Annotated in this window: 24 protein-coding genes; 17 read left to right on the top strand and 7 right to left on the bottom strand. The window is 67.1% G+C overall.

Features of this window, described 5'->3' with window-relative positions:
* Positions 1-63 precede the first annotated feature (63 nt).
* The 14 genes from obgE to CUTER_RS08010 all read left to right on the top strand — a co-directional run bounded on the left by obgE (position 64) and on the right by CUTER_RS08010 (position 13,287).
* Positions 64-1,593, top strand: coding sequence for a GTPase ObgE (obgE, locus tag CUTER_RS08075; protein ID WP_047260003.1), 1,530 nt, complete (start codon positions 64-66; stop codon positions 1,591-1,593).
* A 37-nt stretch (positions 1,594-1,630) separates the two neighbouring features.
* The gene (gene proB, locus CUTER_RS08070; RefSeq protein WP_047260002.1) at positions 1,631-2,782 is read left to right on the top strand and encodes a glutamate 5-kinase; all 1,152 of its coding nucleotides are present in this window, start codon (positions 1,631-1,633) and stop codon (positions 2,780-2,782) included.
* A 38-nt stretch (positions 2,783-2,820) separates the two neighbouring features.
* The gene (locus CUTER_RS08065; protein ID WP_047260001.1) at positions 2,821-3,738 is read left to right on the top strand and encodes a D-isomer specific 2-hydroxyacid dehydrogenase family protein; all 918 of its coding nucleotides are present in this window, start codon (positions 2,821-2,823) and stop codon (positions 3,736-3,738) included.
* 124 nt (positions 3,739-3,862) lie between these two features.
* The gene (locus CUTER_RS08060; RefSeq protein WP_047260000.1) at positions 3,863-5,146 is read left to right on the top strand and encodes a threonine/serine exporter family protein; all 1,284 of its coding nucleotides are present in this window, start codon (positions 3,863-3,865) and stop codon (positions 5,144-5,146) included.
* A 55-nt stretch (positions 5,147-5,201) separates the two neighbouring features.
* Entirely contained in the window at positions 5,202-6,494 is a 1,293-nt protein-coding gene (locus CUTER_RS08055) for a glutamate-5-semialdehyde dehydrogenase (protein WP_047259999.1), read from the top strand.
* Between the two features lie 30 nt (positions 6,495-6,524).
* Positions 6,525-7,190: a nicotinate-nucleotide adenylyltransferase gene (gene nadD / locus CUTER_RS08050; RefSeq protein ID WP_269079408.1), complete on the top strand. Its 666-nt coding sequence runs from the start codon at positions 6,525-6,527 to the stop codon at positions 7,188-7,190.
* A 70-nt stretch (positions 7,191-7,260) separates the two neighbouring features.
* On the top strand, positions 7,261-7,728 hold the full coding sequence (rsfS, locus tag CUTER_RS08045; protein ID WP_047259997.1) for a ribosome silencing factor: 468 nt from the start codon (positions 7,261-7,263) through the stop codon (positions 7,726-7,728).
* Positions 7,729-7,733: 5 nt separating this feature from the next.
* Complete coding sequence (locus CUTER_RS08040; RefSeq protein WP_047259996.1) at positions 7,734-8,363, top strand: histidine phosphatase family protein; 630 nt, start codon at positions 7,734-7,736, stop codon at positions 8,361-8,363.
* Positions 8,360-9,157 (top strand): DegV family protein, encoded by a 798-nt coding sequence (locus tag CUTER_RS08035; protein WP_047259995.1) that lies wholly within the window; start codon positions 8,360-8,362, stop codon positions 9,155-9,157. Before CUTER_RS08040 ends, CUTER_RS08035 begins: the two co-directional genes overlap by 4 nt.
* Positions 9,158-9,236: 79 nt before the next feature.
* A complete protein-coding gene (locus tag CUTER_RS08030) occupies positions 9,237-9,956 on the top strand; it encodes a ComEA family DNA-binding protein (protein ID WP_052844083.1) in 720 nt (239 codons plus the stop codon).
* Positions 9,953-11,353 (top strand): ComEC/Rec2 family competence protein, encoded by a 1,401-nt coding sequence (locus CUTER_RS08025; RefSeq protein ID WP_047259994.1) that lies wholly within the window; start codon positions 9,953-9,955, stop codon positions 11,351-11,353. The genes CUTER_RS08030 and CUTER_RS08025 overlap by 4 nt, the downstream gene beginning before the upstream one ends.
* Entirely contained in the window at positions 11,316-12,251 is a 936-nt protein-coding gene (gene holA / locus CUTER_RS08020; protein WP_047259993.1) for a DNA polymerase III subunit delta, read from the top strand. Before CUTER_RS08025 ends, holA begins: the two co-directional genes overlap by 38 nt.
* 11 nt (positions 12,252-12,262) lie before the next feature.
* A complete protein-coding gene (locus tag CUTER_RS08015; protein ID WP_047259992.1) occupies positions 12,263-12,649 on the top strand; it encodes an ankyrin repeat domain-containing protein in 387 nt (128 codons plus the stop codon).
* Positions 12,646-13,287 (top strand): LysE family translocator, encoded by a 642-nt coding sequence (locus CUTER_RS08010; RefSeq protein WP_047259991.1) that lies wholly within the window; start codon positions 12,646-12,648, stop codon positions 13,285-13,287. The genes CUTER_RS08015 and CUTER_RS08010 overlap by 4 nt, the downstream gene beginning before the upstream one ends.
* A 114-nt stretch (positions 13,288-13,401) precedes the next feature.
* On the opposite strand, the gene rpsT is transcribed toward CUTER_RS08010, so the two are convergent.
* Together rpsT and CUTER_RS08000 are read right to left on the bottom strand one after the other, a co-directional pair.
* Entirely contained in the window at positions 13,402-13,665 is a 264-nt protein-coding gene (gene rpsT / locus CUTER_RS08005; RefSeq protein ID WP_047259990.1) for a 30S ribosomal protein S20, read from the bottom strand.
* Positions 13,666-13,832: 167 nt separating this feature from the next.
* A complete protein-coding gene (locus tag CUTER_RS08000) occupies positions 13,833-14,333 on the bottom strand; it encodes a type II toxin-antitoxin system PemK/MazF family toxin (protein ID WP_047259989.1) in 501 nt (166 codons plus the stop codon).
* Between the two features lie 171 nt (positions 14,334-14,504).
* Here CUTER_RS08000 and lepA point away from each other — a divergent pair, with 171 nt between their 5' ends.
* Positions 14,505-16,352 carry a translation elongation factor 4 gene (lepA, locus tag CUTER_RS07995; protein ID WP_047259988.1) on the top strand — a complete coding sequence of 616 codons (1,848 nt, stop codon included), beginning with the start codon at positions 14,505-14,507 and terminating at the stop codon, positions 16,350-16,352.
* A gap of 124 nt (positions 16,353-16,476) precedes the next feature.
* Positions 16,477-17,883 (top strand): YeeE/YedE thiosulfate transporter family protein, encoded by a 1,407-nt coding sequence (locus CUTER_RS07990; RefSeq protein WP_047259987.1) that lies wholly within the window; start codon positions 16,477-16,479, stop codon positions 17,881-17,883.
* Here the strand turns inward: CUTER_RS07990 and CUTER_RS07985 are convergent.
* Complete coding sequence (locus CUTER_RS07985; RefSeq protein ID WP_047259986.1) at positions 17,861-18,643, bottom strand: aldose epimerase family protein; 783 nt, start codon at positions 18,641-18,643, stop codon at positions 17,861-17,863. The two genes, CUTER_RS07990 and CUTER_RS07985, sit on opposite strands and share 23 nt — an antisense overlap.
* Positions 18,644-18,684: 41 nt before the next feature.
* On the opposite strand from CUTER_RS07985, the gene CUTER_RS07980 reads away from it, so the two are divergent.
* Positions 18,685-19,908 carry an alpha/beta fold hydrolase gene (locus CUTER_RS07980; RefSeq protein ID WP_407919162.1) on the top strand — a complete coding sequence of 408 codons (1,224 nt, stop codon included), beginning with the start codon at positions 18,685-18,687 and terminating at the stop codon, positions 19,906-19,908.
* Between the two features lie 195 nt (positions 19,909-20,103).
* Here CUTER_RS07980 and CUTER_RS07975 read toward each other — a convergent pair whose 3' ends face one another.
* From CUTER_RS07975 to CUTER_RS07960, 4 genes are read right to left on the bottom strand one after another with little or no spacing between them, the layout of a single operon-like run.
* Entirely contained in the window at positions 20,104-21,534 is a 1,431-nt protein-coding gene (locus tag CUTER_RS07975; RefSeq protein WP_047260708.1) for an ATP-binding cassette domain-containing protein, read from the bottom strand.
* The gene (locus tag CUTER_RS07970; RefSeq protein WP_047259984.1) at positions 21,527-22,333 is read right to left on the bottom strand and encodes an ABC transporter permease; all 807 of its coding nucleotides are present in this window, start codon (positions 22,331-22,333) and stop codon (positions 21,527-21,529) included. Before CUTER_RS07970 ends, CUTER_RS07975 begins: the two co-directional genes overlap by 8 nt.
* Positions 22,330-23,262 (bottom strand): ABC transporter permease, encoded by a 933-nt coding sequence (locus CUTER_RS07965; protein ID WP_047259983.1) that lies wholly within the window; start codon positions 23,260-23,262, stop codon positions 22,330-22,332. The genes CUTER_RS07970 and CUTER_RS07965 overlap by 4 nt, the downstream gene beginning before the upstream one ends.
* Before the next feature lie 5 nt (positions 23,263-23,267).
* Positions 23,268-24,773 (bottom strand): ABC transporter substrate-binding protein, encoded by a 1,506-nt coding sequence (locus CUTER_RS07960; RefSeq protein WP_047260707.1) that lies wholly within the window; start codon positions 24,771-24,773, stop codon positions 23,268-23,270.
* Positions 24,774-24,815 lie beyond the last annotated feature (42 nt).

Genomic DNA, 24,815 nt, shown 5'->3' with positions numbered 1-24,815 from the left:
GGCGGTGGTGTCACTAGTATCTAGGTGCATACCTGCACCACGAATGAATCAAGGAGAGCGCCGATGGCACAGTTCGTCGACCGGACCGTCCTGCACCTCAAGGCCGGCGACGGCGGGCACGGGTGTGCCTCCGTGCACCGGGAGAAGTTCAAGCCGCTGGGCGGGCCCGACGGAGGCAACGGGGGCCACGGCGGAGACATCATTCTGGAGGTCTCCGACCAGGTTCACACGCTGCTGGACTTCCATTACCGCCCGCACCTCAAATCCGGCCGCGGCGGTAATGGCGAAGGCAACCACCGCCACGGCGCCCGCGGTGAAGACCTGATACTGGAGGTGCCGGTGGGTACGGTCGTGCGCTCCGCAGAAGGAGAGTTCCTGGCCGACTTGACGACCGTGGGCACCCGGTTCATCGCCGCCGAAGGTGGCTTCGGCGGCCTAGGCAACGCGGCGCTCGCCTCCGCCAAGCGCAAGGCCCCCGGTTTTGCTCTCAAGGGTGAGGAGGGCCAAGCGCACGATCTGGTGCTGGAGTTGAAGTCGGTGGCTGACGTCGGCTTGGTTGGCTTCCCCTCGGCGGGCAAGTCCTCGCTCATCTCCGTGCTTTCCGCCGCGAAGCCGAAGATCGCCGACTATCCGTTTACGACCCTGCAGCCCAACCTCGGCGTCGTCAACGTGGGCTCGGACACCTTCACCATCGCCGACGTGCCGGGGCTGATCCCCGGGGCGTCCGAAGGCAAGGGCCTGGGCCTGGACTTCCTGCGCCACATCGAACGCACCGCGGTGCTCGTCCACGTCGTCGACACCGCCACCCTGGAGCCGGGACGCGACCCGCTCAGCGACATCGAAGCAATGGAGGCGGAGCTGGCTGCCTACCAGGAAGCGCTGGAGGAAGACACGGGCTTAGGCGATCTGCGTGAGCGGCCGCGAGTCATCGTGCTCAATAAGGCCGACGTGCAGGAGGCCGGTGAGCTGGCCGATTTCGTCGCCGACGATCTCAAGGAGGCCTTCGGCTGCCCTGTGTTCGTGGTGTCCACCGTGGCACAAAAGGGCCTCGAACCGCTGAAGTATGCCCTGCTGGAGATCGTCAACAAGGCCCGGGCCGAGCGGCCACGAGCACAGGCCGATGCCGAACACACCGTCATCCGGCCGCGGGCGGTTGACGCTGACGCTTCGCGCGGGCGCAAGGGCAAGGTGGCGGACTTTGAGGTAGTCGAGGACCCCGACATCGACGGCGGGTTCATCGTCACCGGCGACAAGCTGCTTCGCTGGATCACCCAGACCGATTTCGAGAACGACGAAGCCGTCGGGTACCTCGCGGACCGGCTCGCGCGGATCGGCGTGGAGGATGCGCTCTTCGCGGCGGGCGCCGTCGAGGGCTGCACGGTGAGCATCGGCGATATCTCCTTCGACTGGGAGCCCATGACTGGCGGCGGGGATCCGACGCTGGCTGGCCGCGGCCGCGACGCCCGGCTGCTGGGCACCAACCGTCGTTCCGCCGCCGAGCGCAAGCGCGCCTCCCAGGCGCGCCGCGGCCTCATCGACGAGTATGATTTCGGCGACGGTGAGGAAGCCTCCCGCGAACGCTGGCAGGGCTAGCACGCGGCGGCGGCCGTGGCGGTTATGCTTAACGACCATGACTACCCCCGCCGCCGACGACGCGTTTCCCACCGAGTCCGACCTTCGCCGAGAGATTGCCACGGCGCGCAAGATTGTGGTCAAACTCGGCTCCTCAGCGTTGACGAAGCCGACCGGGGGAGTGGACCGGGTTCGGATGGACCACTACGTGGAGGCCCTAGAAGACCGCATGAGCGCCGGCTCAGACGTGGTGGTGGTGTCTTCCGGCGCCATTGCCACCGGCATGAAGCCGCTGGGGTTAAGCGTGAAGCCGCAGGACCTCGCGACCAAGCAGGCGGCGGCCGCCGTCGGGCAGGTGCAGCTGGCCGAGCAGTGGTCAGACTCCTTCGGCCGCTTCGACCGTACCGTCGCCCAGGTGCTGCTCACAGCCTCCGACGCCGGCCAGCGGGACCGGGCACGCAATGCGCAGCGCACCATCGAGCGGTTGCGGCAGCTGCATACCGTGCCGATCATTAACGAAAACGACACGGTCGCCACCTCGGAAATGCGCTTCGGCGACAACGACCGGCTAGCCGCTATTGTCGCTCACCTCATCAGCGCGGATGCGCTCATTTTGCTCAGCGACGTGGACGGCCTCTACGACCGCCCGCCCGCCGATCCAGCGGCGCGCTTCGTCCCCGAGGTGCGCACCGGCGCGGACCTTCATGACGTCGCGGCCGGCGATGGCGGCCGGCTTGGCACCGGCGGCATGGCGGCCAAGGTGTCCGCGGCCCGGCTCGCGGCGCGCGGGGGAGTGCCGGTGCTGCTGACCTCGGCGGAACGGGTGTCCGAGGCCTTGTCGACCGCGGAGGTGGGTACGGTTTTCCATCCGCGACCCGATCATCGCCTGGGGGCGTGGAAGTTCTGGGCCTTGTACGCGGCGGATGCCGAAGGGGTCGTGCGCATTGACGCCGGGGCCATGCGGGCGGTCACCGCCGAGGGCGCCTCGCTCCTGCCCGTCGGCGTGCTCGAAGCCCAAGGCGAGTTTCATCGCGGTGACATCGTCGAAGTCATCGGACCCGAGGGCCAGGCCATCGGACGCGGTGAGGTGGGCTACGACGCGACCACGCTCGCCAGCATGATCGGCCGCCGCACCGCCGAATTGCCTGAGGACCAGCGCCGCCCCATCATCCACGCCGACTACCTGTCCAACTACGCGAGCCGGGTCTAGCCAGCGTCCGGGCTGGAGGCCCGGCTACGGTGGCGGACATGAAGTTCACCATGATCCCGGAGGTGTGGCCCGAGGTCGTCGACTCCGTCGTCGCCGCCGGGCACACCTACACCGACGCTCTATCCGAGGCTGAGTTCCTCGTCTTCAACGGATCGACTAGGTCTTTCCCGTCCCCGCTTCCGGACAACATTGGCTTCGTGCAATGGCCCTTTGCCGGGGTGGAGGCGCTCATCGACGAGGGCGTCATGACCGACGAGGTGCGCTGGGCCAATGCTGCCGGTACCTACGGCACGCCCGTCGCCGAGGTGGCATTGGGGCTGTTGCTGGGGCTGTACCACGGGGTGAAGGTAGCGACGAAGGATGGTTGCTTCGACCGGCGGGGCGACATCGATGCCGCCCAGCAGTGGCTTTTTCATCACAAGAAGGTCCTGGTGGTCGGCGCCGGCGGCATCGGAGCGCAGCTCATCCGGCTCCTTGAGCCCTTCGGCTGTGAGATCACCGCCGTCAACCGCTCCGGTCGCCCCGTTGCTGGAGCGGTGAGCACGGTGCCCATCGACGACGTCGACGCGCACTGGGCGCATGCGGATGTCGTCGTGCTCGCGGCGCCGCTGACGGATGAAACCCGAGGTCTCGTCGACGCTACCGTGCTCCAGGCGATGGCCCGTCATGCCGTGCTCGTCAACGTTGGGCGTGGTGGGTTGGTTGTCACCGACGACCTGGTGGCGGCGCTGCGCAGTGGGGAGATTGCGGGAGCGGCGATGGACGTGACCGACCCGGAGCCGTTGCCGGCGCAGCATCCGCTGTGGGCGATGGACAATGTGCTCATTACCCCGCACATCGCGGCCCCGCCGTCGGTGGCGAAGCTGCTGGTGGCTGACACGATTATCGCCAATGCCGCGGCCTTCGCGGCCGGGGAGCGGATGCCTACCGAGGTGGACGTCCGGGCCGGCTACTGACGTATCGACTGTTGTGGAGTCGACGCCCGGTGGTGCGTGTGAGCGGCTCCATAGGACTGGGAGCCGACGTGTCATCGCTCACGCGAGTCGGCATCTGGATATCAGACGTCGTAGGTTAGAAGTTATGTCTGTAGTTCGCGACGATCAACTCCCCACCGAAGTGGGTGAATCCCTCACCATCCGCTCGGAGGCCGCCGCTGAGGTGGGAAGCGTCCTCCTCGGCGCCGGCATGGGCTCCTACCGGGTCAAGTGGGCCATGGCTCGCTGTGCCCGGGCACTCGGCCTATCGAGCTTCGTCTCAGTGGTGTCCTACACCGATATTGTGGCCACCGCAACGATGTCGGGGCGTTACCGCACCCGCATCACCCGCCCGACGCACCCCGGCGTCAACGTGGATTTGTTCTACCACACCGTCCGCCTCGTGGAGACGCTGCCAGAGAAAATCACCGCCGCGGAGCTGACCTCCCGGCTCGCCGCGATCACCGCCCGCGCGCACCGCTATGGGCCGGCCGCCAACGCCGTGGCAGCCGGCTCCGCCTGCTCGGCCTTCACCTTCCTCAACGGCGGCAACCCGACGGACATGGTGTGCGTGCTCATCGCCGCCACCCTAGGCCAGGCCCTGCGGCGTATCCTGCTCAGCCGCTTCTGGAACCACTTCTTGGTCACCCTCCTCACGGCGATCGCCACGTGCGCGATGTACCTGCTCATCCAGGCTGCGCCGGGTTTGCTCGGGCATCCCATCCACGGCAACCATGTCGGCTACCTGGCCACCACCCTCTTCCTCGTTCCGGGCTTCCCGCTGGTCACTGGGCTCCTAGACCTCGTGCGCAGCGACTTCGCTGCCGGTCAGGCACGAGTCACCTACGCCCTATTGATGATCTTCGCGGCAGCCACCGGGTTGTGGCTGGTGGGATTCTTCCAGGGCGGCATCAGCTACCCGGCGGTGTGGACGCTGCCGGGGCTGTGGCAGGTCCTGGCCCAAGCGGCGGCCACGGCGGTCGGTGTGTTCGGCTTCGCGGTGCTGTTTAATTCTCCGCCGAAGATCGCGGCGACGGCGGCCTCGGTGTCGGTGGTGTGCAACGTCGGTCGCTTCATCCTGCGCGATCACGTCGGCGTTGAGCCGCAGGTCGCGGCCCTGATTGCCACCACGGCTGTGGGGCTCATCGCCTATCTCATCGCCAGCCGCTTCCATATTCCCCGCTCGTCGATTTCGGTGCCGGCGGTCGTCATCATGATTCCGGGGTTGACGATGTACCTCAGCTACATCGAGAGCAACACCGATAACGTGCTAGCCGCGCTGGAGCACGCGGTGGAAGGCATTGAGGTGGTCATCGCCATCGCGCTCGGACTCGCACTCGGCCACCTGGCGACGTCCTCGCCGTGGCGAAAAGTGGTCAACCCGCAATAACACCTAGCGCCCGGGGCAGCGGGGGAGGTGACCCGGGCGACTATGCTGAAGGACTATGACTTCTCAGCAGCCCTCCGCAGCCCGCGCCGCCGAACGCGAGGACGTCCTCGCTAAAGCCCGCGCCGCCAAGGCCGTCGCCCCGGTGCTGGCCACCCTGCCCACTCCGGCCAAAAACCAGATCCTGCGCGCCGCCGCTGAAGAACTTATCGCCCGCGCCGAGGAGATCGTCGCGCACAACGCCGAGGACCTCGCGGCGGGGCGCGCCGCCGGCATGAGCGACGGCCTCATCGACCGGCTGCAGCTGGACGCCGCGCGCATCGAGGGCATCGCCGGCGGCCTGCGCCAAGTAGCCGGGCTGGCGGATCCGGTGGGTGAGGTCCTCCGGGGCAGAACCATGGACAACGGCATCACCATGCGGCAGGTGCGCGTGCCGTTGGGGGTCATGGGCATGGTCTACGAGGCCCGCCCCAACGTCACCGTCGATGCCTTCGGCCTAGCACTCAAGTCCGGCAACGTGGCTTTGCTGCGCGGCTCAAAGTCTGCCCGCCGCACGAACGAGGCCCTGGTCGCCATCCTCCAGGACGTGCTGGCCGGCCACGGGCTGCCTCGGGAGGCGGTGCAGTTGCTGCCCTGCGACACGCACGACAGCGTCCACGACCTCATCACCGCCCGCGGCCTCGTCGACGTGGTCATTCCCCGCGGCGGCGCCCGGCTCATCGACGCGGTGGTCACCAACGCCACCGTGCCCACCATCGAGACAGGCACCGGCAACTGCCACTTCTATGTTGATCGGGCGGCGGATCTTGACTCGGCTATCGAGATGCTGCTCAACGGCAAAACCCGGCGTTGCTCGGTGTGCAACGCCACCGAAACCGTCCTCATCGATGCCGCGCTCGACGACGCCGCCAAGCTGCGCATCATCACGTCGCTACAGGAACGCGGAGTGACCGTGCACGGTGATGTCGAGGAGCTGGCTGCTTTCGGTGCCGCCGGCGTCGTCCCAGCAGAACACCGGGACTGGGCGGAGGAATACCTTTCCTTCGACATCGCCGCCAAGGTCGTCGACGGCGTCGACGGCGCCATCGATCACATCGCCCGTTACTCCTCCGGGCACACGGAGGCCATTGCCAGCCTGGACGCCTACGCGTGTCGGGAATTCGCCTCCCGGGTGGATTCGGCAGCGGTGATGATTAACGCGTCGACGGCCTTCACCGACGGTGAGGTCTATGGCATGGGCGCCGAGATCGGGATCTCCACCCAGAAGCTCCACGCCCGCGGCCCGATGGCGTTGCCGGAGCTGACGAGCTCGAAGTGGATTCTCGAAGGCGCGGGACACACCCGCCCGTAGCACACCTCGGCGAGGAGCAAGGAGACTTCCGTGGCACAACGCATTGGGATCATGGGTGGAACGTTCGACCCGATCCACCACGGCCACCTCGTCGCTGCCAGCGAGGCGGCGGACCGGTTCGCGCTCGACTCGGTGGTGTTTGTCCCCACTGGTCAGCCGTGGCAGAAGCGGGGGCGCAGCGTTTCTGCGGCGGAGCTGCGCTACCTCATGACCGTCATCGCCACCGCGTCGAACCCGCAGTTCACCGTGTCCCGGGTAGACATCGACCGGCAGGGCCCCACCTACACGGTCGATACGCTGCATGACATCGCCACCCAGTTCCCGGACGCCGAACTGTTCTTTATCACCGGCGCCGACGCCCTCGGTTCCATCCTCACGTGGCGGAACTGGGAGAAGATGTTCGACCTCGCCCACTTCATCGGGGTGACCCGGCCCGGCTATGAGCTCACCGAGCAGATGCTGCCCGGGCCTCAACGCGAGCGGGTGTCGCTCATCGAGGTGCCTGCCATGGCGATTTCCTCGACGGAATGCCGCGATCGAGCACGCCAGGGCCGCCCGGTGTGGTACCTCGTTCCTGACGGGGTGGTCCAATTCATCGCCAAGAACCGCCTGTACGTGGATTCCGCCGGTGATTCTCCGCGCGACGGTGTGGTTGCTGGGGCCGTCGACGGCGTCGTTGGTGGCCAGCTCAACTAGGTGTTTGCTTGACCCTCGTGCAAGACTAGGCGAGAGTACTCAGCACACGTACAGGAAGAAGGCCGTATCCGTGACAGCCACCGATCAGTCTCGTCAGCTCGCCGAAATCGCCGCCCGCGCCGCCGATGAGAAGCTCGGCGAACACATCGCCGTCTACGACGTCTCCGACGTTATGGCTATCTCCGACGTGTTCGTCGTCGTCACCGCAGATAACGAGCGCCAGGTGCGCGCGGTGTGCGAGGAGATCGAGGACGAACTGTCCAAGGCCGGCCGGGAGCCGCTTCGCCGCGAAGGAAACCGCGAGTTCCGGTGGGTGCTGCTCGACTACGGCCAGTTCGTGGTTCACGTTCAGCGCCCCCAGGAGCGGGAGTTCTATGGGCTCGACCGGCTCTACGCCGACTGCCCGCTGCTCGACGTCGAGGGCCTCGACACCTTCGTGCGCCCCGGCCACTACAGCGACGCTGTCAACACCCGTCAGGTTGAGACTATCGAGGAGATTCCGCTGGCCGGTCAGGCGCCGGGTGACGACGAAATCTAGCTCCCATGGCGCGCCTCATCCTGCTGCGACACGGCCAGACCACCTACAACGCCTCCCGGAGGATGCAGGGACATCTCAATACCGAGCTGTCCGAGCACGGCCGAGCCGAGGCCCTGGCTGTGGCCCGCCGGCTGCGCGGAGCGAATCTTTCGCGCATCATCGCCTCCGACCTCTCACGGGCCCGTGACACCGCCCACGCCGTGGGAGAGGCCACGGGCCTGCCAGTCGACGTCGATGCCCGGCTTCGGGAAACAAACCTGGGGCGTTGGCAGGGCAAGCTCCAGTCCGAGGTCGACGCCGCCGATCCGGGAATCATTGCCCACTGGCGTGCCCACCCGGATTGGGCGCCCCCGGGCGGCGAATCGCGCCTCGACGTCGCCCGCCGTGCCCGGCCGGTCATCGACGAGCTTCGCCTCGATGAGACGGCGTCGCCTGACGTCTGGCCAGGCCCGACGGTGCTCGTCGTCGCCCACGGAGGGACTATCTCTGCGCTGACCTGCTCCTTAGTGGGCCTCGATCCGATGGTCCTTCCGAAGCTCAAGACGTTGGGCAACACCCGTTTCGCGGAGTTGAGCTGGGTTGGCGATAGCTGGCGCCTCGACGGCTGGAACCTCAGCGAGGGGAGTTGGGCATGAGCGTGCGCGTCGTCGTCGATTCCTCCGCTAGCCTCCCGGCGGAGGTCGTACAGCGGCTGGACATCGAGGTCCTCGGCCTGCACCGCTTGGCCGACGACAAAGCGGAATCCACCTCGGGGCTCGGCACCCTGGAGCTGGTGGTGGCCTACGCCCGGCAACTCGAGCGAGGCGGCGACGACGGGGTGGTGGCGTTACACGTGGCGAAGCAGCTGTCGTCCACCCATCAGTCCGCCGTGGCTGCCGCCGCCGTGTTCGACGGGGCGGTGGACGTGGTCGATACGGGAACGGTCGGCATGGCCGTGGGCGCTGCGGCAATGGCGGCCGCCACGCGAGCGCAGGCCGGCGGCAGCCTCGCCGAATGCGCGGCCGCCGCACGGGAGACCCTGCATGGCTCCGCCACGTGGGTGTATCTGCCCACGGTGGACAGCATCCGCAAGTCCGGGCGGCTGTCGCCGGGCACGGCCCTGTTGTCCGCGGCGCTCTTGGCAGTGAAGCCGATTCTGCGCATCGCCGACGGCCGCTTCGAGCTGGCCGGCAAGACCCGCACCGCGACGAAGGCGATGGCCCGCCTGGTGGAGCTGGTGCGGAGTGCCGCCGGAGGGTCACCAGCGCTCGTGGCCATTCAGCACGCCCATGCGGCTACCCAGGCCGAACACCTCCGCGGCGTCCTCTCCGAGCAGTTACCCGACGGTTCGACGGTGCTCGTCACCGAGATGCCGGCGGAGCTCATCGTCCACGCCGGGGTAGGGGCGGTGGGCGTGTCCCTCGTCCGGGGCGAGCATCACTGTGGATAACTCGCCCGGGATGTCACTTATCCACAGCTAAGTGGTGGCGCGGTAGCTCCTGGTCCGTTGCGGTTCTAGCGTTCGGGTCATGAAGATCTCCGCCGTTCATCGCCTGCCCGAACTGACCGCTCCCACCGGCGAAGAAGAACACCTTGCCGTTGCTTTCCCCGACGAGGCACCGCCGCGCATCGGGGTTCCGTCGCGCGTCGCCGCGATCGCAGCCGGCCTCGTCATCGCCGTCGCGCTAGCCATTGCCGTGCGCTGGTGGCCACCGGGGGACTCCCACGCACTTCCAGCCGTCGCGCTGCCCTCGGCTATGGCGCCAACGTCTGCACCGCCGCACGGTTCTGCGTCTGCGCCGGCCGCCGGGCCGTCATCGGACATCGTTGTCTCCGTGGTCGGGGCGGTGGCTACCCCGGGCCTGGTCACCTTGCCCCCGCGCGCCCGCGTTGCCGATGCTCTCAACGCGGCCGGTGGGGCCGTTCCAGGCGTAGATCCGGCTGCGGTGAACCTGGCTCAGCTGATCGTGGACGGCCAACAGATCGTCGTGCCCGCTCCCGGTGAGCCGGTGCCTCCACCCCAGGCAGGGCCGGCGCCCGCGGCTCCGGGGGCTGCGGCGTCGGTGTCGCTCAACTCTGCCTCCCTGGAGCAATTGCAGACCTTGCCGGGCGTGGGTGAGGCGACTGCCGCGGCCATCGTCGCTTACCGGGAGGAGGTCGGTGGCTTCGCTAGCATCGAGCAGCTTGAGGAGGTTCCCGGCATCGGCCCAGCAAAGCTGGCGGGGCTACGCGACCAGGTCGTCCTATGACCCTCTCCGAGCTGCGGCTCGTGCCCGCAGCACTCACGGCGTGGCTAGCCACCGCTGTCGGGCTGTTGACCCGCTCGCCCGGCTGGGCGCTGGTGATCGTTGCTGCCGCGGCGCTGATTATGGTGGCGGTGTCCGGGCAATCGTTGCTCATAGGTGGGATTGCTGGCTCCATCGTGGCTGCCGCGGACGTGCGGCGCCGAGCTGCGGAGGCCATCGAGCTACCCCGCGTCATCGTCGGGCGTCTCGCCACCCATGCCCCCGACACCGTGGCCCGGCTCCGGGTGCCTGGCCTACCGGATACGCTGACCGTCTTCACTGAGGAACCGGTGGGGTTGTCCGCCGGCACCGAGGTCATAGCCCGAGTGCAGTACGACGCGGCGGATCACCCCGGTCTGATCCCCGTCGTCGCCCACGGAACCTTAAACACTACGGGCGAGCCGCCTCACGGGTGGGTTCATCACGTGCGCACCACCTTCGCGGAGGCGGTCTCCACATCCGTGGCCGGTGACCACCGCGGGCTGATCCCCGGAATGGTGCTCGGCGATACGTCGCTGCAGCCACCGGCGGCGGCGGACGTGTATGTCGCCACTGGGCTGTCCCACTTGTCCGCGGTGTCCGGCAGCAACGTCGCGATCATCACCACCACAGCGGTCGTGCTCTGTCGTTTGCTCACGCTCGGACCGCGGGCCCAAGTCGGCGCCGCCGGTCTCGCGTTGACGGCGTTCACCCTGCTCGTCGGCCCGCAGCCCTCTGTGCTCCGGGCGGCGCTGACCGGCCTGGTGGGGCTGGTGGCGGTCGTCGCCTCCTCCCGCATGACGCCCCTGCATGCCCTCTCGCTGGCGATACTTGTGCTGTTGCTCGTACAACCGGGGCTGGCGGTGGACCTCGCCTTCGCGCTGTCGGTGAGCGCGACGGCAGGCATCGTCTGCCTCTCGCCGCTATTCTCCCGGGTGCTATGGCGGGCGCTGCCCTCCCGTCGCGCTCACGACAGCGACGACGGTTCTCCCGGCGTGGTCTGCCGCGCCATCGGGGTGGCAGTGGCAGCGGACGTGGTTACCCTGCCGCTCATCGCCTTAGCGACCGGGGAGGTGTCCACCGTATCGATACTGGCGAACCTCCTGGTGGCGCCGGTGACGGCGCCCATCACCGTCCTAGGCATGGTCGCCGCCGTCGTCGCTCTGCTTCCCGGTGGTGCCGAGGCGGTGCTCCTGGTAGTCGTGTCTCCGCTGTCCTGGTGGGTTCACACGGTGGCCACCACGTTGTCGGCCTTGCCCTTCTCGACGGTGCCGGCGAGCACCCCGGTGGTGGCGCTCGGCTACGGTTGGTTCGTGGCGGGGGCGTGGGCCTTAGACTTACACCATGACTTCCACCGCGGTGCACCTCATTCTCGGCGATGACGAATTCCTCGCCGAACGGGCTCGTCGACGCATCCTGAGCGGGCTAGACGCGGGAGTCGAGACGACCACGGTGCGCGCCGGGGATCTCACCGAACCGGAACTGATCGAGCTGACTAGCCCGTCACTATTTGCCGAGGACCGAGTGATCGTGGTCACGCACACGGAACTTGCGGGAAAGCACCCGACGGAGCTGCTGCTGGCCACTGCCGTTGATCCCGGTCCCGGCATCACTCTCATCATTCACCACACCGGTGGCGGCCGAAACAAAGCCTTGGTGAAGAAGTTTGAGAAGATCGCCGAGGTGCACCGGGCCGATTCCCTCAAACCGCGTGACCTCCACAACTGGGTAACCGCCGAGTTTCGGGAGCACGGAGTGCGCCCCACGCCGGATGTGGTTCACGCGATTCTCGAAGGGGTGGGCTCAGATCCACGAGAACTAGCCTCCGCGGTATCGCAACTGGTCTCGGACACCGGCGGGGAGGTGGCGCTTGCGGACGTTCGCCGCTACTACCAAGGGGTGGCGGAGGTCTCCGGGTTCGACATCGCCGACTTGGCTGTGTCCGGCCAGACGGTCAAGGCGGTCGCGTCGACGCGGCGAGCGCTGCAGTTGGGGATTTCCCCGGTGGCGCTGGCGGCCGCACTGGGATCGAAGGTGGGCACCATTGCCAGGCTGTATTCCACCCGGGGCGGAAACCCTCGGCAGCTGGCCGGAGTGTTGGGTATGCACCCCTTCGTCGTGGAGAAAACACTTCCGGTGGCCAGGCGGTGGTCGGGCACTGCGGTGAGCCGAGCGGTGGTCATCGTGGCAGACCTCGACGCCCGAGCCAAGGGCGCCGGAGGCGACATCGACTTCGCCGTCGAGAATGCTGTCCGCAAGATTGCAGAGCTGGCCCGGTAAACTGCCCCACTATGAGTGAGCAATCCTTGCCCGAGGACGTTCAGGACCTCGTTACCCGTCTCTTCGCCATGGCTCGAAATGGAGACGCCGTGCTGGTCGACTACGTCCGCCAGGGCGTCGACCCGAACCTGAAAAACCAGGACGGTAATACCTTCGTCATGCTGGCCGCGTACTCCGGGCACGCCGGGCTGGTGCGGGAACTCGCGGAGGTGGGCGCCGATGTGAACCTGCTCAACGAGCGTGGGCAGTCGCCGCTCGCGGGCGCGATCTTCAAGAAGGAAGACGAGGTCGTTCACGCCTTGCTCGCCGCGGGTGCCGACCCGTTGGCCGGGCAACCGACCGCGGTGGACTGCGCCCGGATGTTTGGCCGCGCAGACCTGCTCGATCTCCTCCAGTGAGTGTCGGGCAACTGGCCGTTCTCGCGGCCCTGAACATTCTCGGCGCGCTGACTCCGGGACCGGATTTTGTGCTCATCATGCGTACGGCGACGCGGTCGCGCCGGCACGCGGTGGCCGTGACCGCCGGCATCGAAACCGGGGTGCTCGTGTGGATGGCACTGACGGTGCTGGGCGCGGCAGCCGTCCTCAATGCGTTTCCGCAGCTGGTGGGCGTCATCCAAGTAGTTGGTGGCGGATGGGTGGCCTACCTCGGGCAGTCGATGGTTCGTTCGGGGTGGAAGGATCGGCTCGCGCCACCGATGGACCTTCAGGCCTCGGCGGCAACACTGGGCTCCCTTCCGCGGCTGTATCGCCACGGGCTGGCCACGAACCTGTCCAATCCGAAGATTGTGCTCTACCTCGCGGCCATCATCGCCCCGCTGTTGCCGGCGAGCCCCTCGCCGGCGCTGGCCGGGGGAGTGATCGCGCTTCTGTTTGCCACCTCGCTTATCACGCAGATGGGCGTCGCGCTGTTGCTGTCCACCGTGGCGGTGCGGCGACGGATGCTTCGCGCTAATCCGTACATTGACCTCGGCGCCGGCGTGTTCTTCCTCGTTGCTGGGGCGACGCTGTTCATTCACGGCCTCGGTGCTTTATAACCCCGGGTAGGGCATAGGAAAACCCCGGCTTCCGTTCGGCGGTCCGGGAAAGGGACGCTGCGTCGAGGTAGCCGGGGTAAAGACGTTCACGCCCCACGACGGGGCGGTGAAGCGTTAGGCCATGGAGTTGAAGGCCTTGGCCATCTTGGACTTCTTGTTCGCTGCGTTGTTGCGGTGGAAGACGCCCTTGGTGACGGCCTTGTCCAGCGCGCGGGAAGCGACCCGCAGCTGGGTCTCGGCGGCCGCCTTGTCGCCGGTCTCGACGACCTCGCGGAACTTGCGGATCTCCGTGCGCACGGCGGAGCGAACGGCCTGGTTGCGCTGACGACGCTTCTCGTTGGTGAGAACGCGCTTCTTCTGCTGCTTGATGTTAGCCATGGTGAAAAACCTCTTGACTTTCGAGTCGTAGAACTTTATTGTTTTCGACCCACCATCGCCGTGGAAGAACGTAACGACGCTTCACAATGCGAGCCCAAGGTCCTGCCCGCCTGGAAGGCCGATCACGCGGCGATCGTGAATAACCTGGAGAACTCTACCACCTAAGGTCAGAACCAGCCAAAACGGCGGCGCAGTTCCTGAGCAAGCCTGTCAAAACGGCGCTCGGGAAAGAGCAGCCCCTCCCGTCGGACGTCGTGCTCGGGGACCTCGATGAGCTTGTCTAGGCGGATCCACGTCGGATGCCCGCTGGGTTCCCAGTAGCCGGTGCCGATGCTGATCCACTCGGGTTCGTCGGCATGGCGCTCGTCGGGAGAGATGAGGAGCCCGAGGACGTCTCCGGCCAGGGTGCGGCCGACGACGAGCATGACGCGTTCCGCTGGCGGGTTAGCCGGCACCCACAGCCACACCACCTCGCCGGCCTCGACTTGGCCGTCGATGTCCGCCCCGTACACGATCGCGCGGGCTTTGTCCTCGGTCTTGTGGACGGTGATGGTGGCGATGGTGCGTGCGGCGTCCGCCGGCTCCGTGGACTCCGTGAGCCCCAGGCGGCTGCGCAGTGCCTTCAGCGCGTCTTCGACGCTGTGTCGCTTGCGCTGGCGAAAGAACACGGGTAATCACGTCCTGGTCGCTGAGGTCGTCGCAGTGCGCACGGGGGAGCCCTGAGGTCGCGACGGCCGTGGAAGTATCCTCCCAAGTCTACAGCCGTTGTAAAGGTCAGTGTTACTCTCGTCAAGGAGAAAGCAGCCCCGGGGATTGTTGTTGTTAAGGAGCTTTGAGGATTGAGCACGAATTACGCGGAGCAGACGTTTACGGATCTGGATAAGATCCGCAATTTCTGCATCATCGCCCACATCGATCATGGTAAGTCGACGTTGGCGGACCGAATCCTGCAGCTCTCGGCCGTCGTGGCTGAGCGAGACATGCGCGACCAGTACCTGGACAACATGGATATCGAGCGCGAGCGCGGCATCACCATCAAGGCGCAGAACGTTCGCCTGCCGTGGATTCCCCGCTCGGGCGAGCATGCCGGTGAGCGGATGATCCTGCAGATGATCGACACCCCCGGCCACGTCGACTTCACCTACGAGGTCTCCCGCGCCCTTGAGGCGTGTGAGGGGGCTATCCTCCTCGTGGATGCCGCTCAGGGCATCGAGGCGCAGACGTTGGCCAACCTGTACCTGGCGATGGAAAAGGACCTGGAGATCATCCCGGTTCTCAACAAAATTGACCTGCCGGCCGCGGACCCCGACAAGTACTCCGAGGAGATCGCTCACATTATCGGCTGTGAGCCCGAGGAGGTGCTGCGCGTGTCCGGTAAGACCGGCGAGGGCGTGGAGGCGCTGCTCGACCGGCTCACCGAGCTGGTTCCCGCACCGGTGACGACGGAGCCGGGTGACGCGGCGGCGCGAGCCTTGGTGTTCGACTCGGTGTACGACACCTACCGGGGCGTGGTGACCTACATCCGCATGGTCGACGGCACCCTTAAACCACGTCAGAAGATCAAGATGATGGCGACCGGGGCCACGCACGAGATCCTCGAAATCGGCGTCGTTTCGCCCACCCCGAAGCCGTGTCAGGGCCTCGGCCCCGGCGAGGTGGGTTACGTTATTACCGGCGTGAAGGACGTCCGCGAAACGAAGGTGGGCGACACGATCACGTGGGCGGCGAACGGCGCTGTGCAGGCCCTGGAAGGCTATGAGGACCCCAACCCCATGGTGTATTCCGGCCTGTTTCCGGTGTCCCAGGCGGAGTTCCCGGATCTTCGCGATGCGCTGGAAAAGCTGCAGCTCAACGACGCTTCGTTGACCTACGAGCCGGAAACGTCGGTGGCCTTGGGCTTCGGCTTCCGCTGTGGTTTCTTAGGTCTGTTGCATATGGAGATCACCCGCGACCGGCTGGAGAGGGAGTTCGATCTCGATCTCATCTCCACGGCCCCGAGCGTGTCCTATCACGTCGTTAATGAGTCCGGCGAGGAGTACCACGTCCATAATCCTTCGGAGTGGCCGGAGGGCAAGAATGAGGCGGTGTACGAGCCCATCGTCAATATGACGATCATTGTGCCCAGCGAGTTCGTCGGCACCACCATGGAGCTGTGCCAGAGCAAGCGCGGGCAGATGAAGAACATGGACTACCTGTCCGAGGACCGCGTGGAGCTGCGTTACATCATGCCGCTCGGCGAGATCATCTTCGATTTCTTTGACCTGTTGAAGTCCCGCACACGCGGTTACGCCTCGCTCAACTACGAAGAGGCGGGGGAGCAGGAGGCGGACCTGGTCAAGGTGGACATCTTGCTGCAGGGGGAGCCCGTGGACGCGTTTAGCGCCATCGTGCACCGCGACGACGCCCGCCACTACGGGCTGAAGATGACCAAGAAGCTGCGTGAGCTCATCCCGCGTCAGCAGTTCGAGGTGCCTATCCAGGCGGCGATCGGTTCCAAGATCATCGCCCGGGAGAACATTCGGGCCTTGCGCAAGGACGTGTTGGCAAAGTGCTACGGCGGCGACGTTTCCCGTAAGCGCAAGCTGCTGGAGAAGCAGAAGGCTGGTAAAAAGCGGATGAAGAACATTGGCTCGGTGGAGGTGCCGCAGGAGGCCTTCGTCGCGGCGTTGTCTACCGACGAGGGATAGGCCGGCGCCTGGCTACGACAAACCCGCTATAGACCGAGCGGTTCGGAAAAACTGGACAAAGCGTACCGAGCTGTCTTAAACTTCACGGGACACTGTGTACCCCTGAAGAAAAGGCGGGTTTTCGATGATCCTCACGGGCCTTGGCGTCGGCGTACTGCTAGGCGTCGTCATGCAACGAGGGCGCTTCTGCGTCACCGGCATGATCCGGGACATCTGGTTGTCTAATACCTGGCGCAACCTCGTTGCGTTGTTCATCGTCATCTCCGTCCACGCGGTCGGTCTCGCCGCCTTGACCAGCGCCGGCGTTATCGCCCCGGAGTACTCCACGTTCGCCCCGGCTGCGGTCATCGTTGGCGGATTGCTCTTCGGCCTCGGCATCGTGCTCGCTGGCGGATGCGCCTCTGGCACGTGGTACCGCTCCGCCGAAGGCCTGGTCGGGTCATGGATCGCCCTGTTGACCTACGGCCTGTCCGCAGCGGCGATGAAGTACGGCGTCCTCAATAAATTCGACGCCTGGATGAAGTCCTACGACACCGGTTGGACCACCCTCCCCGAGGCGACAGGGCTGAGCCCCTGGGTGTTCGCCCTCGCCCTGAGCGCCGGCACACTCGTCGCCGCCCGGTACTTCCTGGTCAAGGACGCCGCCCGCCCCAAGGCGATGATCGACGCTCCCTGGTACAAGAAGCCGCTGCACATGTACACCGCTGGTGTACTGGTCGGTCTACTCGGGGTCATCGCGTGGCCGCTCTCGGCGGCTGCGGGGCGTAACTCGGGGCTGGGAATCACCACGCCGACGGCCGACATCATCACCTTCACCGCCACCGGCGACCCCGCCCGCCTGAACTGGGGTGTCATGCTCGTCGTCGGCTTGCTCATCGGCGCCTACGCGGCCGCGAAGGCCACCGGCGAGTTCCGCGTCCGGGTTCCCGACGCCACCGTGGCCGTTCGCTCGGTCTGGGGTGGGGTGTTCATGGGCGTCGGCGCCACCCTGGCCGGCGGCTGCACCGTGGGCAACGGCATGGTCGAGACGTCCCTGTTCAGCTTCCAGGGCTGGGTGGCGCTGGGAGCCATCGCGCTGGGCATCGGCCTCGGGGCCAAGCTGTGGATCACGCCGAAGAAGCGCCCGGCGCCGGTGGCGCCGCAGACCCGGCGCGACCAGCCCGCCGTCGGCGGTGCGGCGCCGGCCGCCCCGGCCACGGATTACCTCGCCAACATCCCGGTGGCCAGCGGTTTCCTAGGAGTAGCCACCAAGACCAAGGCCCCGGTCACCGAGAAGCTCACCCAGCTCACGGCGCACCGCTATCACCTCGACGCCATGGGGATGGTGTGCCCCTTCCCGCTCGTCGAAGCCAAGGAGGCGATCGCCACCCTCGACGACGGCGACGAGATGGTCATCTCCTTCGACTGCACGCAGGGAACGGATTCCATCCCCCAGTGGGCAGCCGACAACGGCCACGCCATCTCCGAGTTCGCTCAGGAAGGCGCGGCCGGCTGGACGGTGACGGTGACTAAGAACGCGCTGACACGTTAACAGTCATCTCCAAGGTGGTGATCTCACCCGGGGAGAGCTGCACGCCCTGGGTGAAGTCCGCACCCAGCAGCGCGGGCTCGACGCACACGAAGCCCGGGAACTCGCCGGCACCCAGATCAGCCATGGTGTCGGCCTTCTCCGCACCCGGGTTCCACACGATGGTAGAGTCCGCCCCCACCGCGGAGATGCTCAGCACACGCTCGGCGTCGACAATCTCGACGGTCTTCGACGCGTGGTAGATGCGGTCCACCTCGCCGGAGAAGGTGATGTCGCCTTCCTGGGTGAAGTTCGGCACCGGGGCGTTCTTCGCCCGGTCGCTGACGTCCACTCCGTCGAGCCCGCGCACGGCGATCTCCTCGACGTTGGACACGGCGAAGTACGGGTGGAAGGCCATCTGGAACATCCGGGACTCGTCGGTGGTGTTCTCCACGGTCAGCCGCAGGGTCACGGAATCATTGACGTTGAGGGCGTCGAAGCCCAGGACGAGGCCGTCGTTGCTCAGGGAGGCGTGGAAGCCGCCGTCGACCTCCGAGATCTCCCATTGCTGAACGCGGGCCCAGCCGTGCTGCAGCTCGCCGAGGAAGGTGGCGAACCAGGGGGCGACGATGGGGTTGCCGCCGCGGATTGCGGCGCCCTCGGCAAAGGAAGACGCGGAGGAGACGTAGAACAGCTCGCCCAGCGACGTCGCAGCGGACAGGACGTGCGCGCCGTTGGCGGAGATCTTCAGGTTATCGGACTTGAAAGTTGTGGCGTCGGTCATGACCTCGATGCTAGCTACTACGATGAGGAAGAATGTCGAGGTTGCACAAAATTGATCACGAGCTTTCCGTCCCCTGGGACCGAGATAACCCCGGCCTCGGGGAGCTGAAGCTCTACGCGCGTGAGCTGCGTCGTCCCGATTGCCCAGAACACGCCCCGGCATTGCTGTTTCTGCAGGGCGGGCCCGGGTCCCCGGCGCCGCGTACCTTCGACGGCTGGATCACCGCCGCCCTTAAACACCACCGGGTCATCCTGCTGGATCAGCGCGGCACGGGCCGCTCCACACGGCTGGATCGCTTCGCGGACCCTGCGCTGTGCGACGCGAAGCATCTCATGCTGCTCCAAGCCCCGCATATCGTCGCCGACGCCGAGGACCTGCGCCGCCACCTCGGAGTGGACCGCTGGGATGTCCTCGGGCAGTCTTTCGGCGGCTTTTGCACCCTCGCCTACCTCTCACGCCACCCGCAGGCGATTCGCTACGCCTATCTCACCGGCGGATTGCCCAGCATGCTCGGGGCCGACGAGGTCTACCGCGCCACGTACGCGAGTCTGCGCCGGCGCCACGACCGGTTCTATGAGGACAATCCGTGGGCTCGCCGCCGCCTCATCGAACTGTGCGATCATCTCGATAACCACGATGAACGCCTCCCAACAGGGGAGCGGCTGAGTTCGCGTCGGCTGCGCACCATCGGCATCGAGCTCGGCCGAGGCGCCGGCTTCGACACGCTCGCCGGCCTGTTGGAGGAACCTTTCCACCGGGTGCGCGGGGAGAAGCGCCTGCGCGGAGACACCCTGGCGGCGATCGGCTCCCGAGTCTCCTTCGAGCCCAATCCCCTCTACGCGGTCATCCATGAGTCCATCTACGGCGGATTGGGAGGCCAGGCGGCCACCGACTGGTCGGCGCACCGGTTGCGCGCCAAGTGCGGGTTCGACGAGGCGGACCCCACCTACCTCACCGGCGAGCACATCTACCCGTGGCTCTTCGACGAAGACCCGGCGCTCATCGGCTTCAAGGAGGCCGCCGAGCAGCTGGCGGCGTGGGATCAGTGGGAACCGGCCTACGACGCCGCGGGCCTCGCGCAGGCCGACGCCCGCGTCGCGGCGGTGGTCTACCGCGATGACATCTTCGTCCCCCGCGAGCTCAGCCTCGCGACGGCGGAATTGCTGCCCGACGTCCGCGTCATCGAGACGGCCGAGTATCAGCACGACGGTCTCCGCGTCGACGGTGCGGCCCTGTTTGAGCGCTTGTACAAATCGGTGCGCTGACGGCGACGCCCGAACGTCGATGGGGTAGGGTTAGCGCCATGCGTTTCCCCGGTTCCCGCGAGTACGACGGTGTCTTCGCCGAGATCGAGCAGGAGTTTGAGTTCGAGGAGGAACACCTCGTCGACCCAGCGCTACTACTTCGCCCCTCCGCCAGCTAGGCGGCACTACCGTCGGCGTCCGGGCGAGTCGACGCCGCTATACCGACGGCACCGCCGCGAGCAACGCCTGGGTGTAGGGATGCTGCGGCCGCTGCCACACCTGCTCCGTTGGGCCGTGTTCGACGATTTCGCCGTCGTGTACCACCGCCACGGTCGTGCACACCTGGCGCACGACGGAGAGGTCGTGCGACACAAACACCAAGGTCAAACCGTGGTCGTCGACGAGGCGATTGAGAGCGTCGAGGACCTGGGCACGGACCGAGACGTCGAGCGCGGAGACCGGCTCATCGGCTAAGAGAATATCCGGGCGGGGAGCATTAGCCCGGGCGATGGAAATGCGCTGGCGCTGCCCGCCGGAAAACTGGTGCGGCAGGTCCCCGTGGCGTTCACCGGCAATTCCCACCTCCGCAAGCGCCTCCTCGGCCCTTGCCCGATCACCACGGCACGCCTCCGCCACCGAAGTCGCAACGGGCATTCGCGGGTCGAGGGAGGACTGCGGGTCCTGGAACACCATGTGCACTCGCCCGGACACGCTCACCGTACCGGAGTCCGGCGTGCGCAGGCCCGCGATGAGGCCGAGCAGAGTGGACTTGCCCGAGCCGGAACCGCCGACGATGCCGAGCCGCTCACCGCGGCGCACAGTGAGACTCACCGCGTTCAGCGCGGGCCGCCAGGTGGCGTCTTCCACCCGGATGATCTCCTCGCCGACCGGTCGCTGCGAGGCGGGCGGGCCAGGCCGGGAGGCGGCGACGAGTTGCCGAGTGTACGGATGAGTCGGGGTGTGCAGAATCTCGGCAACGCCACCACGCTCGACGACCTCGCCGGAGCTCATGACGGCCACTTCCTCACACATCCGGGCGATGACCCCCAGATCGTGGGTGACGAATAACAGCGCCATGCCGCGGGCGGCGACGAGATCCTCCAGCAGCGTGAGGATTTGGTCCTGGACGAAGACGTCCAACGCGGTGGTGGGTTCGTCGCAGATGAGCAGGTCCGGGTCCCGAGAGATGGCCATAGCGATGAGGACCCGCTGGCGTTGACCGCCGGACAGCTCGTGGGGGTAGGACCGGGCCAGGGCGGCGTCGAGCTGGACGTCGGCGAGCAGCTGTGCCACGCGTGCGTGCGCGCGCCGACGGTGCCCGCCCGGGCCGGCGAGTGCCTCGGCGAGCTGCGCGCCGATGGTCATCATGGGGTCGAGCGCCGTCATCGGTTCCTGAAACACCATGGCGATCCGTGGACCTCGCAGCCGGCGATGCGCCCGGTCGGGTAGCCCGATGAGCTCCTGGCCGTCGAAGGTGATGGACCCGCGCGGTGTCAGCCCCGCCGGTAGCAGGCCCATCACCGACAACGCGGTCAAGGACTTCCCCGAGCCGGACTCGCCAATCAGCCCCAGCCGGCCGCCCGGCGCGATGTCCAGGCTCACTCCGTGGAGCAGGCCGTCGATGGTTAAGTCCGTGATGCTAAGCACGCTGCCTCCGGTGGGGGTCGAGGAGATCACGCAGGCCGTCGCCGAGCAGGTTGGCGCCGAGGACCGTCACGGCGATCGCCGCGCCCGGCCACACCGCGAGGTGCCAGTGCGTGCCCAACGAGGCCTGCGCGGAGTACAGCATCCGACCCCATGACGGCTCGGGCGCCGGTGTGCCCAGGCCCAAGAAGCTCAGTGCCGCCTCGGCGAGCACGGCCAGGGCGAAGGCGACGGTCGACTGGACGATGAGCACGCCGGAGATATTGGGCAGCACATGGCGCAGGGCGATCGTCACCGGGCTCAGCCCGCTGATACGCGCGGCGGCGATGTAGTCCTGGCGCATCACACCGAGCGTGCCGGCGCGCGCCACCCGGGCGAAGCCGGGGACACCGGCTATACCAATGGCGATCATCGCCGAGAGCGTCGACGGGCCGAACACTGCGCCGGCGACGATCGCCAGCAGCAGCGCGGGGAAGGCGAGCAGGATGTCGGAGCCGCGCAGGATGACGGTGGCCGGCCAGCCGCCGCGCATACCGGCGACCACGCCCAGCGCCGTGCCGATCCCGGCACTAAGAGCGACGGCGACCGTGCCGACGAGCAGGGTGATCTGGCTACCGGTCATGAGACGAGACAGGATGTCCCGGCCGAAGCGGTCCGTGCCCAGGGGGTGCTCAGCGGAGAACGCGATGAGGCGTTCGGCCGGCACGGCGTGCAGCGGGTCGTAGGGAGTCCACACGGCGGCCAGGACTGCGGTGGCGAGGATGACACTGAGGATCCCGCCTCCGATGAGGGCGCGGGTCATGCCGGCCTCCGATCGCGTTGGCGACGCAGCCGCGGGTCGATGACCCGGTAGGCGACGTCGACGAGCAGGTTAACGCTGAGGGTGAACACCACCAACAGCATGACAATGGTCTGCACGACGGGGATGTCTCGGGCGGCCACCGCGTCGAGCAGCATGGATCCCAGCCCGGGAAGAAGAAACACCCTCTCGATGACCACCGCGCCGACGATGAGGCTGGTCAGCTGCACCCCGGCGACGGTTAGTACGGGCAGGGCGACGCTGCGCACCCCGTGCCGGGCCATCGCCGACGTGCGCGACGCCCCCAGCGCCCGCGCGGTCCGTAGGTGATCGGCGTGGCTGACGTCGAGGACGGCGTTGCGGACGTAGCGGGTGAGGATCGACGCCTGCACGGCGGTGAGCGCCACTACTGGCAGCACGATCCGGGAAGCAAAACCGGCGGGATCGTCTCCCGGTGGCACCCATCCGTTGGCCGGGAACCATCCCAGGCGCACGGAGAACAGGCCGATGAGGAGGATCGCGGCGAGGAAACTGGGGATCGCTATGCCGACCTGGGTGGCGGCGGAAACGAGCCAGCTCCCGCGGGCTGCGGCCACCCCGAGGGGCACGGCCAACGCCAGCGACGCGACCATCGCGGCGCCGCAGAGGATAAGCGAGACTTGGGCGCGGTCAACAACCAGCGCCGTGATGTTTTCTCCCGAGGCCAGGGACACGCCGAAGTCCCCGGTGAGCAGCCCGGTGATCCAGGTGAAGTACTGGGTGGGTAAGGGCCGGTCCGTGCCGAGCTGATGGGAGAGGGCGGCGACGGCGTCGTCGGTGGCGGTGACCCCTAAAGCGATGCGCGCCGGGTCGCCGGGGATAAGCCGCATGACGGCGAAGATGAGCAGCGACGCCACCAGCAACGACGTCGCGTAGCGCAGCAGGATTCTCACGGGCGCTACTCCTTCCGCAGCCCGGCCAGGGGGATGGAGTCGGTAATAACGGTGGCCTGCACGCCGCTCACCCCGGGCGCGAGCAGCACGATGTTCGGCAGGTTCGCCACCGTCACTGCCGGCATCAGGTCAGTGATGCGTTCCACCGCGGCGAGCATGTGCTCGGTCTCGTCATCGGTGGTGTCGGCCAGGTCGAGCAAGGCTCGGGTGCGGGCGTCGTCGAAGCGAAGATAGCCCTCGGGGTTGCCGAAGAGCGTGGGTAGATCCCGGAACTCTACGTGGGCGATGATGGACATCTGATAATCGGCCGCGCCCATGACCTGGGCGAGCCAGACGGCCGGAAACTCCACCGTGGTCATCTCCACCTCGAAGCCGACGTCGCGCAGCTGCGAGTACACCAGCTCCGCACAGGCCTCCGCGTAGGGCAACGAGGGCACAGTCATGGCCACCCGGGGGCCCGCACCGTCGGGGTAGCCGGCCTCGCGTAGGAGATCCCGGGCCGTCGCGGGGGAGTAGGGGGCATAGTCTCGGCCGCTGAACCAGGGGTCCGTCGGCGGGACCGGGGCGGCGCCGGTATCCACGGCGTGGCCCTCCCACACCACGTTGCTCACGGCGCGCCGGTCGATGGCGTGGGCGACGGCGCGGCGCACCCGGACGTCGTCGAAGGGCGCGGCCTGGTTGTTCATGCTCAACAGCACTTCGCCGTTGGTGGTGCCGACGTCCACCGTGAAACGCTGCGGCAGGGAGGCCAACAGCTCCGGGGAAGGCATCCCGTAGAGCACGTCGACGTCCCCGGTGAGCAGCCCATTGACCGCGCTCATGGCGTCCGAGTAGTAGCGGATGGCGGCGTCGGCGGCGGCGGGTGGGCCCCAATAGTCCGGGTTGCGGGCGAAAGATACCGACTCCAGGGCGACGAAGCGGCTGACGGTGTAGGGCCCGGTGCCGACCGGCGCGGTGGCGCCGGCAGGCCAGGCGTTCGGAGTCATCATGGCCCCGGTGAGGGTGGCCATGGTCCACAGCCACCGATTCGACGGCTTGCGTAGCTCAACTTTGAGGGTCGCGTCATCCACCGCCCATGCCCGCTGCACCGGTGCCATCTGGGACTTCAGCGCGTTGGTCCACGAGGTGCGGACGTAGTCAATGGTCGCGGCGGCGCTGAAGGCGGTAAACGCGTCGCCGTTGCTGAAGCGAACTCCCTCACGCAGGTGGAAGGTGTAGGTGAGCCCATCGTCGCTGAGTTCGTAGGCGGTGGCGAGGTGGCCGACGAGGTGGCCGTCGGCGTCGATGCGGACCAGGGTCTCAAAAACGTTGCCCATGAGCGCCTGCGGGATGGCGGCGCCGCCGGTGTTGGTGAAGTCCAGCGACGCAGGCGCCGTGGTGGCGCCGACGACGATGCCGGAGTCACGCAGCCGTCCGTCCTGGGTGGCGGTGGATCCGGCGGAACACCCGGTAGCAGTGGCAGTGGCAGCCGTGCCGGCCATAGCGGCGAGCATCGTCCTGCGCGAAAACATGGACGGCATAATATCAGAACAGCGGAAAACCTTGAGGTGCGG

The sequence above is a fragment of the Corynebacterium uterequi genome (genome assembly GCF_001021065.1).
GTDB classification, from domain to species: Bacteria; Actinomycetota; Actinomycetes; order Mycobacteriales; family Mycobacteriaceae; genus Corynebacterium; species Corynebacterium uterequi.
Note: the sequence above shows the minus strand (reverse complement) of the source record. Positions and strands in the feature narration are given on the sequence as shown.

What these genes read in the sequence shown, in the direction of transcription:
- CUTER_RS08015 (WP_047259992.1), top strand. Translation starts at nt 12,263, where the DNA reads ATGAGTGAGCAATCCTTGCCCGAGGACGTTCAGGACCTCGTTACCCGT.
- CUTER_RS07990 (WP_047259987.1), top strand. Translation starts at nt 16,477, where the DNA reads ATGATCCTCACGGGCCTTGGCGTCGGCGTACTGCTAGGCGTCGTCATG.
- holA (WP_047259993.1), top strand. Translation starts at nt 11,316, where the DNA reads ATGACTTCCACCGCGGTGCACCTCATTCTCGGCGATGACGAATTCCTC.
- obgE (WP_047260003.1), top strand. Translation starts at nt 64, where the DNA reads ATGGCACAGTTCGTCGACCGGACCGTCCTGCACCTCAAGGCCGGCGAC.
- CUTER_RS07985 (WP_047259986.1), bottom strand. Translation starts at nt 18,643, where the DNA reads ATGACCGACGCCACAACTTTCAAGTCCGATAACCTGAAGATCTCCGCC.
- CUTER_RS08060 (WP_047260000.1), top strand. Translation starts at nt 3,863, where the DNA reads ATGTCTGTAGTTCGCGACGATCAACTCCCCACCGAAGTGGGTGAATCC.
- CUTER_RS08030 (WP_052844083.1), top strand. Translation starts at nt 9,237, where the DNA reads ATGAAGATCTCCGCCGTTCATCGCCTGCCCGAACTGACCGCTCCCACC.
- CUTER_RS08040 (WP_047259996.1), top strand. Translation starts at nt 7,734, where the DNA reads ATGGCGCGCCTCATCCTGCTGCGACACGGCCAGACCACCTACAACGCC.
- proB (WP_047260002.1), top strand. Translation starts at nt 1,631, where the DNA reads ATGACTACCCCCGCCGCCGACGACGCGTTTCCCACCGAGTCCGACCTT.
- CUTER_RS08065 (WP_047260001.1), top strand. Translation starts at nt 2,821, where the DNA reads ATGAAGTTCACCATGATCCCGGAGGTGTGGCCCGAGGTCGTCGACTCC.
- rpsT (WP_047259990.1), bottom strand. Translation starts at nt 13,665, where the DNA reads ATGGCTAACATCAAGCAGCAGAAGAAGCGCGTTCTCACCAACGAGAAG.
- CUTER_RS08025 (WP_047259994.1), top strand. Translation starts at nt 9,953, where the DNA reads ATGACCCTCTCCGAGCTGCGGCTCGTGCCCGCAGCACTCACGGCGTGG.
- CUTER_RS07960 (WP_047260707.1), bottom strand. Translation starts at nt 24,773, where the DNA reads ATGTTTTCGCGCAGGACGATGCTCGCCGCTATGGCCGGCACGGCTGCC.
- CUTER_RS07970 (WP_047259984.1), bottom strand. Translation starts at nt 22,333, where the DNA reads ATGACCCGCGCCCTCATCGGAGGCGGGATCCTCAGTGTCATCCTCGCC.
- CUTER_RS08055 (WP_047259999.1), top strand. Translation starts at nt 5,202, where the DNA reads ATGACTTCTCAGCAGCCCTCCGCAGCCCGCGCCGCCGAACGCGAGGAC.
- CUTER_RS08035 (WP_047259995.1), top strand. Translation starts at nt 8,360, where the DNA reads ATGAGCGTGCGCGTCGTCGTCGATTCCTCCGCTAGCCTCCCGGCGGAG.